This window comes from Kitasatospora sp. NBC_01539 (assembly GCF_045040525.1).
Lineage (GTDB): Bacteria > Actinomycetota > Actinomycetes > Streptomycetales > Streptomycetaceae > Kitasatospora.
Genome location: NZ_CP109390.1, coordinates 2642357 through 2661579, shown reverse-complemented (window position 1 = coordinate 2661579; position 19223 = coordinate 2642357). Strand labels below are relative to the sequence as shown.

At 75.1% G+C, this 19223-nt stretch carries 15 protein-coding genes; 8 read left to right on the top strand and 7 right to left on the bottom strand.

Annotated elements, in window-relative coordinates:
- The first annotated feature begins 95 nt into the window (after positions 1–95).
- Positions 96–2153, top strand: coding sequence for a BTAD domain-containing putative transcriptional regulator (locus OG335_RS11385; RefSeq protein ID WP_405010967.1), 2058 nt, complete (start codon positions 96–98; stop codon positions 2151–2153).
- An 89-nt stretch (positions 2154–2242) separates the two neighbouring features.
- Here OG335_RS11385 and OG335_RS11380 read toward each other — a convergent pair whose 3' ends face one another.
- Entirely contained in the window at positions 2243–3739 is a 1497-nt protein-coding gene (locus tag OG335_RS11380) for an MFS transporter (RefSeq protein ID WP_405010966.1), read from the bottom strand.
- A 236-nt stretch (positions 3740–3975) separates the two neighbouring features.
- Between OG335_RS11380 and OG335_RS11375 the strand changes: the two genes are divergently transcribed.
- The 6 genes from OG335_RS11375 to OG335_RS11350 all read left to right on the top strand — a co-directional run bounded on the left by OG335_RS11375 (position 3976) and on the right by OG335_RS11350 (position 9811).
- On the top strand, positions 3976–4554 hold the full coding sequence (locus OG335_RS11375) for a TetR/AcrR family transcriptional regulator (protein ID WP_405010965.1): 579 nt from the start codon (positions 3976–3978) through the stop codon (positions 4552–4554).
- A 528-nt stretch (positions 4555–5082) separates the two neighbouring features.
- Complete coding sequence (locus tag OG335_RS11370; protein ID WP_405010964.1) at positions 5083–7011, top strand: sensor histidine kinase; 1929 nt, start codon at positions 5083–5085, stop codon at positions 7009–7011.
- Positions 7008–7442: a roadblock/LC7 domain-containing protein gene (locus OG335_RS11365; RefSeq protein WP_405010963.1), complete on the top strand. Its 435-nt coding sequence runs from the start codon at positions 7008–7010 to the stop codon at positions 7440–7442. The genes OG335_RS11370 and OG335_RS11365 overlap by 4 nt, the downstream gene beginning before the upstream one ends.
- Positions 7443–7492: 50 nt before the next feature.
- On the top strand, positions 7493–7915 hold the full coding sequence (locus tag OG335_RS11360) for a DUF742 domain-containing protein (RefSeq protein WP_405015358.1): 423 nt from the start codon (positions 7493–7495) through the stop codon (positions 7913–7915).
- Positions 7896–8531, top strand: a complete 636-nt coding sequence (locus OG335_RS11355; protein ID WP_405010962.1) for a GTP-binding protein — start codon at positions 7896–7898, stop codon at positions 8529–8531. The genes OG335_RS11360 and OG335_RS11355 overlap by 20 nt, the downstream gene beginning before the upstream one ends.
- A gap of 41 nt (positions 8532–8572) precedes the next feature.
- A complete protein-coding gene (locus tag OG335_RS11350) occupies positions 8573–9811 on the top strand; it encodes a styrene monooxygenase/indole monooxygenase family protein (protein WP_405010961.1) in 1239 nt (412 codons plus the stop codon).
- Positions 9812–9903: 92 nt separating this feature from the next.
- Here OG335_RS11350 and OG335_RS11345 read toward each other — a convergent pair whose 3' ends face one another.
- The 5 genes from OG335_RS11345 to OG335_RS11325 form a co-directional block, all read right to left on the bottom strand.
- On the bottom strand, positions 9904–10968 hold the full coding sequence (locus tag OG335_RS11345; protein WP_405010960.1) for a glycosyltransferase family 2 protein: 1065 nt from the start codon (positions 10966–10968) through the stop codon (positions 9904–9906).
- A gap of 163 nt (positions 10969–11131) precedes the next feature.
- A complete protein-coding gene (locus OG335_RS11340; RefSeq protein ID WP_405010959.1) occupies positions 11132–12187 on the bottom strand; it encodes a dipeptide epimerase in 1056 nt (351 codons plus the stop codon).
- Positions 12184–13248 carry a PLP-dependent cysteine synthase family protein gene (locus OG335_RS11335; RefSeq protein WP_405010958.1) on the bottom strand — a complete coding sequence of 355 codons (1065 nt, stop codon included), beginning with the start codon at positions 13246–13248 and terminating at the stop codon, positions 12184–12186. Before OG335_RS11335 ends, OG335_RS11340 begins: the two co-directional genes overlap by 4 nt.
- A gap of 68 nt (positions 13249–13316) precedes the next feature.
- The gene (locus OG335_RS11330; protein WP_405010957.1) at positions 13317–14120 is read right to left on the bottom strand and encodes a Rossmann-like domain-containing protein; all 804 of its coding nucleotides are present in this window, start codon (positions 14118–14120) and stop codon (positions 13317–13319) included.
- Positions 14114–15397, bottom strand: coding sequence for an ATP-grasp domain-containing protein (locus OG335_RS11325; protein ID WP_405010956.1), 1284 nt, complete (start codon positions 15395–15397; stop codon positions 14114–14116). Before OG335_RS11325 ends, OG335_RS11330 begins: the two co-directional genes overlap by 7 nt.
- 220 nt (positions 15398–15617) lie before the next feature.
- Between OG335_RS11325 and OG335_RS11320 the strand changes: the two genes are divergently transcribed.
- A complete protein-coding gene (locus OG335_RS11320; RefSeq protein ID WP_405010955.1) occupies positions 15618–17837 on the top strand; it encodes an NADP-dependent isocitrate dehydrogenase in 2220 nt (739 codons plus the stop codon).
- Between the two features lie 78 nt (positions 17838–17915).
- Here the strand turns inward: OG335_RS11320 and OG335_RS11315 are convergent, their stop codons facing one another.
- Complete coding sequence (locus OG335_RS11315; RefSeq protein ID WP_405010954.1) at positions 17916–19103, bottom strand: 3-hydroxybenzoate 6-monooxygenase; 1188 nt, start codon at positions 19101–19103, stop codon at positions 17916–17918.
- Between the last annotated feature and the right edge of the window lie 120 nt (positions 19104–19223).

Here is a 19223-nt window from a genome sequence, read left to right as displayed (position 1 = left end):
CGTGGCGGGCTTGGATCGGATCCGGCGGCCGGTGGCGCACGACGTGCGGCACCGGCCGCCGGAGCCGTCGTCGGGAGCACAGGGGGAGCGGGCGGATGGAATTCGGGATCCTCGGACCACTGCAGATCAGGATCGGCGCCGCGGTGCAGGTCGTTCCGGCGGCGAAGCAGCGGGTGCTGCTCGCCGCGCTCCTCGTCCGCCGCGGCCAGGTGGTGCCAGCCGACCAGTTGGCCGACGCCGTCTGGGGCGCGCATCCGCCGCCCAGCGCCGCCACCACCCTGCGCAACTACGTGATGCGGCTGCGCAGGGGGCTCGGCGAGGCCGGTGAGCGCATCGAGACGCACGCCGGCGGCTACGTCGTCCGGGTCGCGCCGGGCGAGTTCGACGCCGACCGCTTCACCGCCCTGCGCGCCCTCGGCGCGGACGCGCTGCGCGACGGCGCACCCGACCGCGCGGTCGGGCTGTTCGAGGAGGCGCTCGCACTCTGGCGCGGACCCGCCCTGGTCGACGTCGACTCGGACACGCTGCGCCTCGCCGAGGCCGGGCGGCTCGCCGAGGCCCGGCTCGACGTGCGGGAGTCCAAGCTCGACGCCGAACTGCGGCTCGGCCGCCACAGCGGCCTGCTGGGCGAACTGCGCGCACTCACCGCGAGCCATCCGGAGCGGGAACGCTTCTGGGTGCTGCTCATGACGGCGCTCTACCGCAGCGGCCGCCAGTCGGAGGCCCTGACGGCCTACCAGGAGGTGCACCGCATCCTCGGCGAGGAGATCGGGGTCGAGCCCGGGGCCGAGCTGCGGACCGTCCACCGCCGCATCCTTCGCGCGGACCCCGCACTGGACGGTCCCTCCGAGGGGCCCCCGCGCCCCGGCCTCCCGACGGCGCCGGCCGGACAGGGCCACGCCGACGGGAGGCGCAGGCGCCCGGGCGGGCAGCCGGGCCCGGTCGACGGGCGGCGGACACGCGCCACCTCGCAGTCCGGTCACGCCACCTCGCAGTCCGGTCACGCCACGCCGCAGTCCGGCCGCGCCGCCTCGCAGTCCGGTCTCGCCGACGTGCGTCCGGGGCATGCCATTGTGTCGCCGGAGCAGGTCCGGCCGTTCCAGTTGCCGCCGGACGTACCCGACTTCACGGGCCGCAACGCCGTGCGCGCCGACCTCACCGCCCGGCTCGCCGCCCGCGGACGGCGGGCGCCGTTCGTCGCCGCGGTGTCGGGCGGGCCGGGGTCCGGCAAGACCGCGCTCGCCGTCCACCTCGCGCACTCCGTCCGTGCCCAGCACCCCGAGGGCACCCTCTTCGCGTCGCTGCGCGGCAGCACCCCGGCGCCCGCCGCACCGGCCGCCGTGCTGCACGGCTTCCTCACCGCGCTCGGCGTGCCGGGGGAGTCCGTCCCGGCGGGCGTCGAGGCGCGTACCGCACTGTTCCGCTCGCTGATCGCCGGGCGGCGGATGCTGGTCGTGCTCGACGACGCCCGGGACACCGCGCAGGTGCGGCCGCTGCTCCCCTCCGACCCCGGCCACGCGGTGCTGGTCACCGGCCGCGGACGGTTCACCGATCTCGTGGGCGCGCAGCCGGTGGTGGTCGGCGGGCTGGGGGAGGCGGCGGCCCGGGTCTTCCTCGCGCGGGCGGCGGGCACGGGTCGTGCCTGCACGGACCCGGATGCCGCGGCGGCGCTCGTCCGGGCCTGTGACGGCCTGCCGCTGGCCCTGCGGATCTGCGCCGCCCGGCTGTCCGCCCGGCCGTCGTGGAGCGTCCGCGACCTGGCCGCGCTGCTCGCGGACGACCGCCGGCTGCTGGACGCCCTGCGGGCCGGCGACCTGGACGTGCGGGCCGCGCTGTCCGGCGCGTACGACGCCCTCGCCCCGACCGCCGCCCGGGCCCTGCGCCTGCTGGCCCCGGCCGACGGCCTCCCGACCGTGCGGGTGCCGGCGGCCGCCCGGGTGCTCGGCGAGTGCGAGCCGCGGACGGAGCACCTGCTGGAGCAGCTCGTCGACGCGCACCTGCTCACCGCCGTCGGCCGCGGGGAGTACCGCTACCCGCGGCTGGTGCGGGTGTTCGCGCGGGAGTGCGGCGGCCGGGTGGACGGCGTCCTCGCGCAGCGGCGTGCCGAACAGGCCGCCCAGCAGGGTGCACCGACGGCCGCGCTGGCCTGCTGACGGCCGGACGCCGAACCCCGGACGTCGGAGCGGGAGCGGGCGGGCGGCCGCCCGGCCACCCGCCCGCTCCCGCTCCGACGTCCGGGCCGTCAGCCCCGTACGCGGGCCCGCGGGGTGGTGGCGGTGTCCGTCGACCGGGCCGGCTCCGAGACCGGATCCGTGACGGGCTCCGTGACCGGCGCCGCCGCGGGCGCGCCCGTCCGGCGGGACGGAACGAGCAGCGCCGCGAGGGCCGCGGCCAGGCAGAACACGGCGAGCAGGGTGAACCCGTGGGTGTAGCCCGAGGCGTACGGGAGGCCGGAGGGCTGGAGGTGGCCGGTGACGAGCCCGGTCATGAGGGCGGCGCCGACGGAGCCGCCGATGGTGCGGATGTTGGCGTTCATGCCGGTGGCGGCGCCGGTCTGGGCGGCGGGCACGCTCTGCACGATGAGGTTGCTCATCGAGGCGAAGGCCAGGCCGATGCCGAGCCCGAACACCCCGGCGGCCAGGCCGACCTGCCACGGCTCGGCGTGCCAGGCGGCGAGGATCGTGCAGGCGGCCGCGCCGAGCACGGCGCCCGTGGTGAGCTGTGCCTTCGCGGGGAAGCGTCCGGCCAGGCGGCCGCTGAGGACGCCCGCGACGAACATCGAGACGAGCATCGGCAGCATCAGCAGCCCGGCGCCGGTGACGCTGGCCCCGAAGCCGTAGCCGGCGGAGGCGGGGGCCTGCGTGAAGCCGGGGAGGAACGCCCACACCGCGTACATGCCGCCGCCGAACAGCAGGGCGGCCGTGTTGGTCGTCCACACGGCGGGGAGCCGCATGATGCGCAGGTCGATCAGGGGGTTGCGGGAGCGGCCCTCGACGACGGCCCAGACGGCGAAGAGGACGACGGCGGCCGCGAGCAGGCCGATCACGAGAGGGGATCCCCAACCCCAGCTCGATGCCTGGCTGATGGGCAGCAGCAGGGCGACGAGCCAGCCGGAGAGGAGCGCCGAGGCGAGCCAGTTGACGCTGCCCCGGGTGCGGTTCGGCGACTCGGGCACGTACCGGTGGGCGATCAGTGCGGTGATCGCCACGATGATCACGGGGAACCAGAACAGCCAGCGGTAGTCGAGCGCGCCGACGATCGGCCCGGCGAGCACCATGCCGAGGCCGCTGCCCACCGCGATGACGGCGGAGAGGTTGCTGATGCTGGTGGGCACCCGGCCCGCGGGGAACTCGTCGCGGATGATGCCGAACGACAGCGGGAACAGCGCGCCCGCGATGCCCTGGATCACCCGGGCGATGATCAGCACGGTGATGTTGGGCGCGAGGGCGGCGACCAGGCAGCCGACCAGCAGGGCGATCAGGGCGGCGACGAGGGTGCGCTTCTTGCCGGCCAGGTCGCCGACGCGGCCCAGGATCGGCGTGAAGACCGAGGCGGAGAGCAGGTAGGCGGTCATCACCCAGGTGACCGTGGCCTGCGAGGTGTGCATCGCCTGCTGGACGGTCGGAAGGGCGGGCGTGATCAGCGACTGGAGCAGGGCGTAGACGCCGGCGCCGGTGGCGAGGACGCCGAAGGTGAGGCGGTTGGAGGCAGGCTTCGGGCGGAGTGGGGCGCGGTTCATCGAACCTTCTCGGGACGCGGGTTTTCTCGGACGCGGCACGTCGGGACGCGGGCACGCGTGACGGTGCGGGCGGTGCGGGCGCGGCCGTGCTGAGCAGGGAGCGGGCGTACGGTGCGGGCAGGCGGAGCACGGGCGGCAGCGCACGGCCGGGCCCCCACTGCTAAAGTCGAGGCATGCCTCCACATTAACGGAGGTACCCCTCCGGTTCAACCCGGTGTGCCCGAAGCGAGGTCCCCGTGCCCGAACAGGTCGTCGTCGGCGAGTTCCTCGCCGCCCAGCGCCCCCGCCGTGCCGACGCCGCACGCAACTTCGACGCCCTCCTCGCCGCCGCCCGCGAAGCCTTCGCCGAGCACGGCGCCGAGGCCTCGCTGGAGGACATCGCCCGCCGCGCCGGCGTCGGCATCGGCACCCTCTACCGCAACTTCCCCACCCGGCGGCACCTCTTCGAGACCGTCTACGCGAGCGAGGTCGACGACCTGAGCGTCGTCGCCGCCGGACTCGCCGGCCAACCCCCGTGGGACGCGCTCACCGCCTGGCTGCGCCGCTTCGTCGCCTACGCCCTCACCAAGCGCGCCATCCGCGAGGCGCTGGAGGGTGAGGAGACCGACATCTTCCTGGCCTGCCGCCAGTCCATGTACGACGCGGGCGCACCCCTGCTCCGCCACGCCCAGGAAGCCGGCGAGGTCCGGCCGGACATGAGCATCGACGACCTGCTGCGCCTCGTCTCGGGCATCGCCTCCGTCGCCTTCCCCGACGACGCGCAGCGCGACCACGTCCTCGGCATCGCCCTCGACGGCGTACGCGCCCGGCCGTGAGTGCCCGGCCGTGAGTGCCCGCCTCTCCGGGAGGCCGGGCCCTCCCGTGGGTCGGCCGACGCGCTCCGTGTACGGCCAGGTCGGGCAGGGTGGTGGCGAGGTCATGCCATTCGGGTGGGGCGCCGGCTCGCCATGCAGGCGCGGGGGGTGACGGTGGGGATGTGATCTCCGTCACCTGCACCCGTCGGTCGGGCTCGGATCCGAGGCGGGGCCGGGGCTCTGGCCTGTGTGTTTCGGTGACCGGTGAAGACCGTGTGAGATCGGGGTGTTGTCGCTTCCGTCCGAGTTGATCTTGTTTTGGTGGCGTGTTCTGCGCTTGACTCCTCCGAGTGCCTGGGCCGGTGCCGGCCGGGCCGCCGGTCGAGTGGGGTGGTGAAGGCCCCTTCCCTCTCGGGCGCCTGAAGCCGGATGAGATGGTGAGCACCGTTGCGTACGAGGACTGACGGGCGTCCGTGCCCGCCCCGGGAGACGGCCACGCCGGACGGGGTACCGCTGGACGGGGCCGCACCGGACGCCACCCGCCACCTCGTGCCCCGCCCCGTACGCGCCCTGGCAGGCACACTCCCGCTCCTCGCGCTGACCGGCTGCGGGGCCGCCGCCGGCGGCTCCGTGAGCCCCGGCGTGTGGGGGCCGGGAATCGCCGTGGGCGTGCTCGCCCTCGGCGGCACCGCCCTCGGGATCCGACGGGCCGCCGCTCGGCGCCTGCGCGCGGCGCTCGACAGGGCCGCCGCGGACCGCGACGCGCTCATCGCCAACGGCAGGGCCCAGCTCCACGGCATGGCCACCGAACGCCACGCACTGCTCGGCGAACGGGCCGAACTCGTCCGCCGCCTCACCGAGGCCGCCGAGGGACAGGCCGAACTCGCCCGGCTGCGCGACGAAGCCGCCGCCGAACAGCACCGGTTGATGCTCGAACTCGACGAGACCGCCCGCGAGCGGGACGACCTGCAGGGCAGCGTCGACGCCACCTTCGTCAACCTCGCCATGCGGACGCTGACGCTGGTCGAACGCCAACTCGTGCTCATCGAAGGGCTGGAGGGCCGCGAGGCCGACTCCACCCAGCTGGAGAGCCTCTTCCGGCTCGACCACCTCGCCACCCGGATGCGCCGCAACAGCGAGAACATGCTGCTCCTCGCAGGCCTGGAGAACAGCCACCGCAGCCGCCAGGCCGTCTCCCTGCTCGACGTCGTCCGGGCGGCCGTCTCCGAGATCGAGCGCTACGAGCGGGTCAGGATCGGCTTCCTCGCCGCCGTGCGCCTCAGCGGCGCGGCCGCCGACGACACCAGCCACCTGCTCGCCGAACTGCTCGAGAACGCCACCGCCTTCACACCCCCGCAGGACCAGGTCGAGGTCGGCGGCTGGCTCCTCGACAACGGCGAGGTCATGCTCTCCGTCGTCGACCGCGGCATCGGCATCCCCGCCGAGCGCCTGCGCCGGCTCAACGAGCAGCTCTCCGAGCAGGTCGAGCCCGAGCCCGACCGGCGGGACGCCCTGCTCGCCGGGGCACTGACCGGCCGCAGCATGGGCCTCTTCGTCGTGGCCCGGCTCGCCCGCCGGCACGGCATGCGCGTGCAGCTGCGGGAGAACGCCCAGGGCGGCGGCGTCACGGCGATGGTGGTCCTCCCGCGCGAGGCCCTGCTGCAGGACGCCGTCTCCACCTCCGACCTCGACGACCAGCGCCGCGCGGAGCGCAGCGCGGCCGCCGAGGCCGAGCAGGGCCGCGCCGAGGAGCGGGCGGCCGCGCCCGCACCGGCACCGGCCGCCCCGCGGGTGGCGAAGCAGGACGCGCCCGGGGCCCGGACCGGCGACGGGCCGTTGCCCGAACTGCCGCGCCGCAAGCCCGCCCGGACCTCCGGGCCGGCCCCGCAGGAGCCGGCCGGCGAGCACCGGCGGGCGGAGGAGGCCGCGGAGCACGCCGACACCCGCACCACCACCGACACCCGCACCACCGCCGCCGCGCCCACCGCTGCCGCCGCGCCCACCACCACCGCCGCGCCCACCACCACCGCCGCGCCGGCGGCGCCCACCGCTGCCGCCGCGCCCGCCAGGCCCGCTACGCCCGCCGCGCCCGAACCCCCGCTGACCTCGCGCGGGCTCCCGCGTCGCGTACCCAGCGGCAACGGCCTGCCCGGCACCGGTGAGGCGCCCGTCTCCGGGCTGCGCCGGGTGGCCGCCGCGGCCGACCCGGTCGCCGACCTCCCGGCACCGGCCCCCGGACCGCAGGGCGCCGAAGCTCCCCGCAAGCGCGGCATCTCGCCGGAGGAACTGCGGCGCCGCCTCGGCGGTTTCCAGGGCGGGCTCCAGCAGGCCGCCCGGGACGGATCCGGCGCACCGGGCGGCTTCGGTGCGCGGGAGGCGGGGAACGCGGGGGATGCCGCGGACGCCGCGAATGTCCGGGGGATCCGTGGGGTACGGCACGAAGGACCGGGGGCGATCGATGAGGGGCAGGATCGATGAGCAATCCCGTGAGGGGCGCGATCAGCGCCGAGGCCAGGAGCGTGCGCTGGCTGCTCGGCGACTTCCTCGGGTCGGTGCCCGGGGTCGAGGACGCGGTGGTGGTCTCCTCGGACGGCCTGCTGCTGGCCGACTCCCAGGACGGTGTTCGCAGCAATGAACTCGCGGCGATCGTCTCGGCGCTGGTCAGCCTGTCGACCGGTGTGTCGCGGGCGCTCGGCCGCGGCGGCCTGAAGCAGGTCATGACGACGATGGACGAGGGCCATCTCGTCGTGATGGCGATCAGCGACGGATCGTGCCTGGGGGTGTACGCCTCGCTCCGCTGCGACCTGGGCGTGCTGGCCTACCAGATGGCGCTGCTCGTGGAGCGCGCCGGGCACGCGCTGACGCCGCAGGTGCGCAGCGAACTCCAGCGGGCGATGGCCGTCCGGTGAAGCCGAAGGACGTGGGAGGCAGCGTGAGCGCCGGTGATGCCGGATCGTCCCTGCAGGGCCAGGACTTCGGGGAGCGGCCCGGCGGCACCGTCCGGCGTGACCGCGGGCGGTCGTCCCGGGTGCGGCCGTACACCATCACCGGCGGCCGGACGCGTTTCCGGCAGGTCCTGCTGGTGGAGACCCTGGTGTCGGCGCTGAACCTGCCGGCCGACCGGGCCGACCGCAGCCTGCCCGAGCTCGCGGCCATCCACGAGCTGTGCCGTGGGCAGATGCGGTCGATCGCGGAGATCTCGGCGGTGCTGCGGATCCCGCTGGGCGTGGTCAAGGTGCTGGTCAGCGATCTGGCGGACCAGGGCGGCATCCGGGTGCACGGCACCCCTGCCGCAGACGTGCAGGACGGAACGGCCGGGGCGTCGACGGCCTCGAAGCGGGATCTGCTGGAGAAGGTGCTGGGTGGACTTCGCAAGCTCTGACGCCGGTGCGGGTGTGCCGGCGGGCATTCCCCTCACGGGCGGTAACGCCGTCTCCACCAAGATCGTGGTGGCGGGCGGGTTCGGTGTGGGCAAGACGACCTTCGTGCGGTCGGTGTCGGAGATACCGCCGCTGACGACGGAGGCCGTGATGACGCAGGCCGCCGCCGACGTCGACGACGTCAGCGGTACGCCCGACAAGGTCACCACCACGGTGGCGATGGACTTCGGCCGGATCAGCCTGGAGTCCGACCTGGTGCTCTACCTGTTCGGTACGCCGGGACAGGGCCGGTTCTGGTTCATGTGGGACGACCTCGTGCGCGGGGCCGTCGGCGCGGTCGTGCTGGCGGACACCCGTCGCCTGGCGGACTCCTTCCCCGCGCTGGACTACTTCGAGGCCAGCGGGCTGCCGTTCCTGGTGGCGGTGAACCGGTTCGACGACGCCCCGGTGTACTCGCCGGACGACGTCCGCGACTCCCTGGCGCTGAAGGACCACATCCCGGTGCTGGTCTTCGACGCCCGCGACCGGGCCGGTGTGGTGCAGGTGCTGACGGCCCTGGTGGTGCACGCGCTCGCCGGGGAGGAGCTCCAGGCGGGCCCGGTCCCCGCGGCGCCGTGACGACGTCCGACCAACGACACGAAGCAAGAAGGCAGGCAGCGATGCGCAGGATTTTGATCGTCGGGGCCGGACAGGCCGGGCTGCAGCTCGCGCTGGGGCTCCAGTCGCACGGTTACGACGTCACGGTGATGACCAACCGCACTGCGGACGAGATCCGGCACGGCCGGGTCATGTCGACCCAGTGCATGTTCGACACCGCGCTGCAGACCGAGCGTGACCTGGGCATCAACTTCTGGGAGGACGAGGCGCCCCGCATCGAGGGCCTCGGCGTCTCCGTGAGCGGTCCCGAGTCCGCCCGGGTGATCGACTGGGTCGGCCGGCTGGACGGCTACGCGCAGTCCGTCGACCAGCGGCTGAAGATGGCGGGCTGGCTCGACGCGTTCGCGCAGCGCGGCGGCCAGGTCGTGGTGCACGGTGTCGCGGTCTCCGACCTCGACTACTTCTCCCGCTCCTACGACCTGGTGCTGGTGGCCGCGGGCAAGGGCGAGCTGGTCTCGATGTTCGGCCGGGACGCCTCCCGTTCCCCGTACGACACCCCGCAGCGGGCACTCGCCGTCACGTACGTGCACGGCCTCGGCCCGCGTCCGGAGCACGACTTCCGCGCGGTCCGCTGCAACCTGGTGCCCGGCGTCGGCGAGCTCTTCGTCATTCCCGGCCTCACCGTCTCGGGCCCGTGCGACATCCTGTTCTGGGAGGGCGTCCCGGGTGGCCCGGTGGACGTCTTCGGAGACGTCAGGGACCCGCAGGAGCAACTGCGGATCACCCTCGACCTGATGCGGACCTTCACGCCGTGGGAGTACGAGCGGGCCGCCGGGGGCGTCGAGCTGACCGACGCCGGCGCCACCCTCTCCGGGCGCTACGCCCCGGTCGTCCGCAACGCCGTCGGTGAACTCCCGGGCGGCGGATCCGTGCTGGGTGTCGCGGACGTCGTCGTCGCCAACGACCCGATCACCGGCCAGGGTTCGAACAACGCGGCCAAGTGTGCCGCGGTGTACCTCGCGGCGATCCTGGAGCACGGCGACAAGCCGTTCGACCGCGACTTCATGCAGGGCGCCTTCGACCGGTACTGGGACGACGCGCAGCACGTCACCAAGTGGACGAACGCCATGCTGGCCCCGCCGCCGGAGCACGTGCTCAACCTGATCGGCGCGGCCGGCCAACTACCGCCCGTGGCGCACCGGTTCGCGAACGGCTTCAACAACCCGGCCGACTTCGAGCACTGGTTCTACGACCCGGAGAAGGCCGCCGCCTACCTGGGTTCGGTGGCTCCGGCGGGCTGACAGCCGCCGGCCGGGACGCCTGCGGGCCCGCGCCACCTCCGCCCGGGCGGGGGAGGCGCGGGCCCGGACCGTTCGGGGCCGCCGCGCAGCGGTCAGGCGGTGGCCGGTGCCGCCGGGCGGAGAGCCGGGGCGGACTGCCGGCGGGTGCGCCACTGCCGGACGGCGCCGTGCAGGCGCTGCACGGCGACGAGGGCGCCGATCCGGCCGCCGAGGGTGAGGCGGTACTTGACGCGCAGCGGGGCGCCGAGACGGGCGATCCGCTCGGTGCCGATGGCGTGCAGCAGGCGGGTGACGTGCTGCTGGTAGGCGTCGCGGTACGGCCGGTCGCCGTCCGGTACGGACCAGAAGAACATCGGGATCTCCTCGACCAGCGCGTTGTGGTCGTAGGCGTGCAGGTGGGCGGCGAACTCCGGCTCCGGGCGGGCGAGCAGCCAGGCGCGGACGAGCTCCATCGAGCGGACCCGGTCGACGAGGCCGCGCGGATCGGTCCTGCGCTGGGTGATCGACCGGTCGGCGCCCTCGCGGATCCGCCAGTGGTAGACGTGGTCGGCGAGCACGTCGACCCGTTCGGCGAGGAAGTGGTGGGGCACGCTCACCGGGGCGTCCTCGTAGAGGATGCCCTCGGGGTAGAGGATGCCCGCGCGGTCGAAGAAGTCGCGGCGGTAGACCTTGTTCCAGGCGGTGCGGTCGGTGACCAGCGCGGGGATCTCGGTGATGTGGGTGCGGAGCCGGGTCTCCCGGAACGGCCCGCGGTGGGCGTGGGACTGCTCGTACCCGCCCGCGCGCAGCCGCAGCGCGTTGCCGGCGGCGAAGTCGGAGCCGGTGGCGTCCAGGGTGTCGACCATCAACCGGTAGGCGTGCGGCGGCAGGGTGTCGTCGCTGTCGACGAACGCCAGGTACTCGGTGCCGTCGGCGATGTGGCGGTAGCCGGTGTTGCGGGCCGCACCGAGGCCCTTGTTCTCCTGCCGCACGAGCCGGAAGCGCGGGTCACGGGCGGCGTACGCCTCGGCGATGGCCGGGCCGGAGTCGGTCGAGCCGTCGTCGACCATCACGCACTCCAGCTCCGTGAGGGTCTGGGCGGCGATCGAGTCGAGGCACGCGGCCAGGTAGGGCTCGACGTTGTGGATCGGGACGACCACGGAGAGACGGGGGGCCATCGGCGTCGCGGCGCCTTTCCTCGGGGGCGGGCGACCGCCCTGTGACCGGCCGCGTGGGCGGCCGGTCACAGGCTGCCCGTCCGAGGTGACGTCCTTCCCGGGGCTGGGCCAACGGAGGGTTGCGCGGCAGGGACGGCCCGCCGTCGGCCCGGCGCGCCGGGGTTCACCCGGGGTCGTCCGGCTGCGCCCGGTGCACGCCGAGGCCGGGGAGGCCGCCGGTGCGGACGGTGCCGTCCGTGCCGCCGATGCCCTGCCAGGGGTCGTGGGCGAGCAGCAGATGGCCGTCGAGGTCGGCCCAGTGGGCGTGGTCGGCGAGGTGCACGGCGGGGGCGATGCCCAGCGAACTCGCCGTCAGGCAGCCGAGCATGACGCGGGTGCCGCTGCCCCGCAGGGCGTCGAAGATCCGCAGGGCGGCCGTGACGCCGCCGCACTTGGCGAGTTTGACGTTGACGCCGTGCACGCGGTCGGCGAGGCGGAGCGCGTCCTCCGGGGTGACGGCGTCCTCGTCGGCGACGATCGGCAGCGGGGAGCGTGCGGCGAGGGCGGCGAGCAGGTCGGGACGGCCGGGGGCGACGGGCTGTTCGACGGCCTCGACGCCGAGGGCGGCGAACGCGGCGAGCAGGCGGGGCGTCTCCTCGGCCGTCCAGCCGCCGTTCGGGTCGAGCAGCAGCCGCACCCCCGGTGCGGCGTCGCGCACGGCCCGGACCCGGGCCAGGTCGTCGGCGCGGTCGGGGGAGCCGGCCTTGACCTTGAGCAGCGTGAAGCCGGCGGCGGCCAGCCGGGCGGCTTCCGCCGCGGCCCGGTGCGGCGCGGTGATGCCGAGGGTGCGGGCGGTGGCGGCGGACGGCGGCGCGGCGGCGCCGAGCAGCCGGTGCACGGGCAGCCCGGCGCGGTGGCCGGCGAGGTCGAGGAGGGCGGCCTCGACGGCGGCCCGCACCCCGGCCGGGAGCTCGGCGAAGAGCGGTGCGCCGCCGCGGAGTTCGGCGAGCGCCGTCTCCGGGTCGGGGAGGCGGGCCAGGGCCGGGGCGAGGCCGGAGAGGGCGCGGCGGATGCGGTCGGCGGGGAGGCCGAGGTACGGGCTGGCGACGGCCTCGCCGTGGCCGGTGAGGCCGTCGTGGTGGAGGGCGATCTCGACGGCGTCGCGGGCGGCCATGACCGAGCGCGAGATGCGCAGCGGTTCGGTGAGCCGCAGGTGCACGGTGCGGGCGTGGAGCCTCACGGCCGGGCCTCCCGGGAGGGACGGGGTGTGCGGCAGCGGGCCCAGCCGCCGACCTCGGCGGCGCCGGGGTGCGGGATCTCGACGGGGTGGGTGGCCGTCCGGGCGGGGTGCAGTCCGTGGGTCCGGCGGAAGGCGTCGTCGTAGACGGTGCCGAGGTAGCGGTGCGGCCCGTCGGGGAAGACGGTGGCGACGACCGCGCCGGGCTGCCGCCGGGCGGCCCAGGCGGAGACGAGGGCGACGGCGCCGGTGCTCCAGCCGCCGCTGACGAAGCTGCCGCGGGCGAGCCGGCGGCAGGCGTCGACGGCCTCGGCGGGGCCGACCCAGTGCACCTCGTCGAAGGCGTGGTGGGCGACGTTGCGCGGGTGGATGCTGCTGCCGAGGCCGCGCATCAGCCGGGGCCGGGCGGGCTGGCCGAAGATGGCGGAGCCGACGGAGTCGACGCCGATCACCCGCAGGTGCGGCCAGCGGCGGCGCAGCGGCGCGGCGAGTCCGGCGCTGTGGCCGCCGGTGCCGACGCTGCACACGAGGACGTCCAGGTGGTCGAGTTCGGCGGCGATCTCCTGAGCCATGGCGTGGTAGCCGGCGGCGTTGTCCGGGTTGTTGTACTGGTCGGGCCAGTACGCGCCGGGGCGGCGGCCCAGCACCTCGTGCAGCCGGGCGAGCCGGGCGGCCTGCCAGCCGCCCTCGCGGGCGGGCTGCTCGACGATCTCCAGCTCCGCGCCGTGGGAGCGCAGCAACTGCCGCATGGCGGGTTCGAGTTCGGCGTCGACGACGAGGACGACGGGGTGGCCGAGGGCCTGTCCGGCGAAGGCCAGGCCGATGCCGAGCGTGCCCGAGGTCGACTCCACCACCGTGGCGCCGGGCCGGAGTTCGCCGCGGGCGTGCGCGCCGCGGAGCATGGCGACGGCCGGCCGGGCCTTCATGCCACCCGCGCCGAGGCCTTCGAGCTTGGCCCAGAAGCCGGGGTGGGGCTGCGGCAGCGGGGTGTTGATCCGGGCGAGCGGGGTGCGGCCGAGCAGGCGCAGCAGGTCGGGGTCGGCGGTGGGACGGGTACGGGCCACAGGGCCCGCGGGGGGTGCGGGGCACGAGGGGGTCACAGGGCCCGCAGGGGGCAGCAGGGCGGGCGCCGTCATCGGGCACCGCCGTAGCGGTGGAGCACGCCGGGACCGCCGTCGAGCCAGAAGAACGGGTAGGGCTCGGCGGAGACCGCGGTGACGCCGTCGCCGAGGAAGTGCGGCAGGACGGCGCTGCCGGTCTGGGCGAAGGCGACGAGGGGTTTGCCGGTGTGCCGGGCGTGGGCGAGCAGCGGGTCGAAGGTGCCGTTGCCGAGGGTCATGCCGGAGACGAGGAGGGCGTCGCAGCGGTCGAGCACGGCGTGGGTGTCGGTGTGCACGGCCTCGCCCCATTCGGTGGTGCCGCCCTTGAGGTCGCAGGGCTCGTAGCCGGTGCCGTGCCGGCGCAGCTGCTCCAGCAGGGAGTTGACGACGCCGACGACCAGGACGCGGCGCACCCGGTCGAGGGGCAGCAGGTCGACGACGGCGGCGGCGCGGGCGCGGGATCTGGCGAGGGTGTCGCCGGCGGGCAGCGGGTGGGGGCGGGCGCCGTGGGCCGGGCCGTGGGGGCGGGCGGCCATCAGGTAGGCGTCGAGGGCGGCGATCCGGACGGCGGGGAGGGGGTGGCCGAGGAGGTCGGCGACGCTCGCGCCGACGCAGTCGTCGAGGGCGTGGGCGGGCAGGGTGCCGGGTTCGACGGCGCAGGATCCGGTGGCGGCGCCGAGGCGCAGGCTGAGCACCTCGTTGCGGTAGCCGCCGGTGCGGCCGCCGTGTCGGACGGCCTGCACGGTGGTGAAGGCGAGGGCGATGCGCTGCCCGGCGGGGTCGGGGCCGAGGGCGCCGGTGCGGGCGCGGTCGGTGAGGGTGGCGAGGGTCAGCACGCGGGGGCCGCCACTCGGTCGGCGTAGCGGGGGGTGAGGCGGGCGAGGAGGGTTTCGGCGGTGCGGCGGGCGCCGGGGCCGCGGGGGTCGGTGGTCATGACGTGGCCGAGGTACTCGTTGTTGGAGACGGCGTGGCGTACCTCGCGTCCGGGGGCGGCGAGGGTGAGTTCGACGAGGGCGGGGTCGTCGCGCAGGGTGTCGGCGCCGTCGACGGCGGTGAGGCGGCCGTCCCGGTCGGGCAGCAGGAAGGCGATGGCGGCGCTGGTGACGCCGGTGGGCCGGGGGTCGAGGTCGGGCCGGTGTCCGAGGGCGAGGTCGACGCAGGCGGCGGCGAGGTCGATGCCGGTGACCCGCCGGACGAGCTCGGTGATGCGGTTGCCGGCGGGGCGCGGGTTGACCTCCACGACGCGGGGGCCGTGCGGGGTGAGCCTGATCTCGGTGTGGGCGACGACCTGGTCGAGGCCGAGGGCGTGCAGGGCGCGGACGGCGGTGTCGGCGGCGGCGCGGGCGTCGGCCGGGTCGAGGGCGGCCGGGAACATGTGGCCGGCCTCGACGAAGGCCGGTGCGCCGGTGAGGGTCTTGTCGGTGACGCCGACGACGTGGGCCCGGCCGTCGTACGAGACGGTCTCCACGCTGACCTCGGGGCCGGTGAGCAGTTCCTCCAGGAGGACGGTGCGTTCGCGGTGCTGGCCGCGGGCGTTGACGGGGAAGGCGGCGAGCGCGCGGAACGCCTCGGCGAGTGCGGCGGCGTCGTCGACCCGGCGGACGAGCATGCCGGCGCAGAGGTCGACGGGTTTGACGACCAGGGGGTAGCCGAGGTCCGCGGCCGCGGCGGTGGCGCCGGCGAGGTCGTGGCAGGACGCGAAGCGCGGCCCGGGCACGCCGGCGGCGGCGAGGACGTGGCGGGTGAGGTCCTTGCGGCAGGCGGCGGTGACGGCCGTGGGGGCGGGGCCGGGCAGGCCGAGGCGTTCGGCGAGGCGGGCGGCGAGCGGCAGGTAGTAGTCGCAGGACGAGGCGACCCCGTCGAAGCGGAGGACGTCGTGCAGGCGCTCGGTCCACGGCAGCAGGGTGTCGGGGTCGTTGGTGTCGGCGCTGATCACGTGGGCGGCGTCGAGCAGCGGGTGCGGGGGGCCGGCGGGGGCGGCGGGTGCGGCGCGCAGGTAGTGGTGCAGGTCGCGGGTGAGGAAGGTGAAGCGGTGGCCGCCCTTCCCGACGGCGCGCGGCAGGAGGCTGCTCATGGAGCCCACCCAGCTCTCGACGACCAACAGATGTGCCACGGGTCTCCCTCTCGGTCCGGGGGGCACGGCGGTGCCGGGGAAGAATTTAGCGAGATCGGTTTTCATTTTCAACAATGCCGCGGCGGTGCCCCTCGTCCGGCGCCCGCGCCGTTCCGGAGGACGGGATCCGCGCGGCTCGACCCAGGGTCCTGTCGAGAGGGGGCCGCCCAGGAGATATCTTGATGTCGAGCAATGTTGCAGACGTGGAGCGGAGCACCCGGTGACTGACTCGACCATCATCTACACCCACACCGACGAGGCCCCGGCCTTGGCGACGTATTCGTTCCTGCCCGTCGTGAAGGCCTACGCCTCGACGGCCGGGGTCGGCGTGGAGAGCCGCGACATCTCCCTGGCGGGCCGGATCATCGCGAGCTTCCCGGAGTTCCTCCAGGAGGAGCAGCGCATCGCGGACGCGCTCGCCGAGCTCGGCGAGCTCGCCAAGACGCCGGGCGCGAACATCATCAAGCTGCCCAACGTCTCGGCCTCGATCCCGCAGCTCAAGGCGGCCGTCGCCGAGCTCCAGCAGCAGGGCTACGCGCTGCCGGACTACCCGGACGACCCGAAGAGCGACGAGGACAAGGACGTCCGCGCGCGCTACGACAAGATCAAGGGCAGCGCGGTCAACCCCGTCCTGCGCGAGGGCAACTCCGACCGCCGGGCCCCCGCCTCGGTCAAGAACTACGCCAAGGCGCACCCGCACCGCATGGGCGCCTGGACCTCCGGGTCGAAGACCAACGTCGCCACCATGGGCGCCGACGACTTCCGCTCCACCGAGAAGTCCGCGGTCGTCGCCGAGGCGGGCGCGCTCCGCATCGAGCTGGTCGCCGAGGACGGCACCACCACGGTGCTGCGCGAGTCCGTCAAGGTGCTCGCCGGCGAGGTCGTCGACGCGTCGGTCATGCGGGTCGCCGCGCTCCGCGAGTTCCTCGCCGCGCAGGTCGTCCGCGCCAAGACCGAGGGCGTGCTCTTCTCCGTGCACCTCAAGGCCACGATGATGAAGGTCTCCGACCCGATCGTCTTCGGCCACGTCGTGCGCGCGTTCTTCCCGAAGACCTTCGCCGCCTACGGCGAGACCCTGGCCGCGGCCGGCCTCAGCCCCAACGACGGCCTCGGCGGCATCCTCAAGGGCCTGGAGGCGCTGCCCGAGGGCGACGCCGTCAAGGCCTCCTTCGACGCCGAGCTCGCCGAGGGCCCCGCCCTCGCGATGGTCGACTCCGACCGCGGCATCACCAACCTGCACGTGCCGAGCGACGTCATCGTCGACGCCTCGATGCCGGCCATGATCCGCACCTCCGGCCACATGTGGGGCCCGGACGGCGCCGAGGCCGACACCCTGGCCGTGCTGCCGGACAGCAGCTACTCCGGCGTCTACCAGGTCGTCATCGACGACTGCCGCGCCCACGGCGCCTACGACCCGGCCACCATGGGCTCCGTGCCCAACGTCGGCCTGATGGCGCAGAAGGCCGAGGAGTACGGCAGCCACGACAAGACCTTCGAGATCGCCGCCGCGGGCACCGTCCGCGTCGTCGACGCCGCGGGCAACGCCGTGCTGGAGCAGCAGGTCGCCGCCGGCGACATCTTCCGCATGTGCCAGACCAAGGACGCGCCGATCCAGGACTGGGTCAAGCTCGCCGTCGGCCGCGCCCGCGCCACCGGCAACCCGGCCGTCTTCTGGCTCGACGCCGAGCGCGCGCACGACGCCCAGCTCATCGGGAAGGTGCGGGCGTACCTGCCGCAGCACGACACCGAGGGCCTGCAGATCGAGATCCTCTCCCCGGTCGAGGCGACCGCGTTCTCCCTGGAGCGCATCCGCCGCGGCGAGGACACCATCTCCGTCACCGGCAACGTGCTCCGCGACTACCTGACCGACCTCTTCCCGATCCTGGAGCTGGGCACCAGCGCCAAGATGCTGTCGGTCGTCCCGCTGATGAACGGCGGCGGCCTCTTCGAGACCGGCGCCGGCGGCTCCGCCCCGAAGCACGTCCAGCAGCTGGTCAAGGAGAACTACCTGCGCTGGGACAGCCTGGGCGAGTTCCTCGCGCTCGCGGTCAGCTTCGAGCACCTCGCGCAGACCACCGGCAACGCCCGCGCCCAGGTGCTCGCCGACACCCTCGACCGCGCCACCGCGACCTTCCTCAACGAGGACAAGTCGCCGAGCCGCCGCCTCGGCGGCATCGACAACCGCGGCAGCCACTTCTACCTCGCCCTCTACTGGGCCCAGGAGCTGGCGCGGCAGACCGGGGACGCCGAGCTGGCCGAGGCCTTCGCCGAGCTGGCGAAGACCCTCGCCGAGCAGGAGGAGACCATCGTCGCCGAGCTGATCGCGGTGCAGGGCTCGCCGGTCGAGATCGGCGGCTACTACCAGCCCGACCCGGCCAGGGCCTCGGCCGTCATGCGCCCGTCGGAGACGTTCAACCAGGCGCTCGCGATCCTGGGCTGACGCTCCCCGCACGCAGCCGTGGGCCCCATCCGGACGGATGGGGCCCACGGGCGTTCCCGGCCCGGCGGCGGTGCGCGGTCACCCGGCCCCGGTGAACGTCCGCGAGCCGTGCAGCCACGCCACCGCGTCGTACAGGCCCTCCGGGCCGTACCCGGCGAGCCGCTCGTTGCGGGCCTTCGCCGCGTCGCCCGCCGGGTGGTACAGCTGGCGACCCATCTCGCGGGCCACCAGCTGCGCCCGGGCCGTACGGCCGCGCCGCAGCGCCGCGTACCGCAGCAGGGCGCCGGCGGGGTCGGCCGCCCCGGCGCCGTCGAGCAGGCCGCCCAGGACGACCGCGTCCTCCAGGGCCGTGCAGGCGCCCTGGGCGGCGTACTGCAGCATCGGGTGGGCGGCGTCGCCGAGCAGGGCGACCCGGCCGTCGGTCCAGGTGTCCGCGGGGTCGCGGTCGCACAGCACCCAGCGGCGCCACTCCTCGCCGAGTTCGAGCAGGGCGCGGGCGGTCGCCCCCAGGTCGGGGAACTCGCCGAGCACGTGCGCGCGCTCCGCAGGCACCCCGGCGACGGCCTCGGCCGCGCCGTCGTCCCGGGTGGCGGCCAGGTTGAGGAACGCGCCGCCGCCGATCGGGTAGTGCACGAAGTGCCACTTCGGCCCGGCCCACAGGGTGACGGTGTTCCACCGCAGCTCCGGCGGCACCCGGTCCATCGGGATCACCGAGCGGTAGATGGTGTGCCCGGACACCCGCGGCTCCCCGTCGCCGAGCAGCTGCTCGCGGACGGCCGACCGGATGCCGTCGGCGCCGACCAGCACGTCGCCGGTGAACCGCTCGCCGTCGTCGGTGACGGCGGTGGCCGGACCGCCGTCCTGCACGTAGCGCACGACGCGGCGGCCGCCGAGCAGGCGGATCCCCTCGTGCGCCCGGCAGGCGTCGAGCAGCGGCTGGTAGAGGTCGCCGCGGTGCACGACCGCGTACGGGTTGCCGAAGCGCTCCCGGTAGGCGCCGGTGAGGGGCATCGCGGTGACGCGCTCGCCGGTGGTGCCGTCCATGAACCGCAGCTCGTCGATGAAGACGGCGCGGTCGCGGACGGCGTCGCCCACCCCGAGCCGGTCGAGCGCGTGGAAGGCGTTCGGGCCGAGCTGGATGCCCGCGCCGAGCTCCGCGAACTCCTCCCGGCGCTCCAGCACCGTCACCCGGTGCCCGGCCGCCGCGACGGCCACGGCCGCGGCGAGCCCGCCGATGCCGCCGCCGGCGATCACTGTCTCCGTCATCGCTGTCGGTCTCCTCTCGGTGCGAACGGTCGGTGCGGCCCGCCGGGCGGACCGGGAAGAGCGGGGTGGCCGGGAAGGGCGTGCGGACCGGAAAGGGCGGGCCGGCCGGGAGGAGCGGGG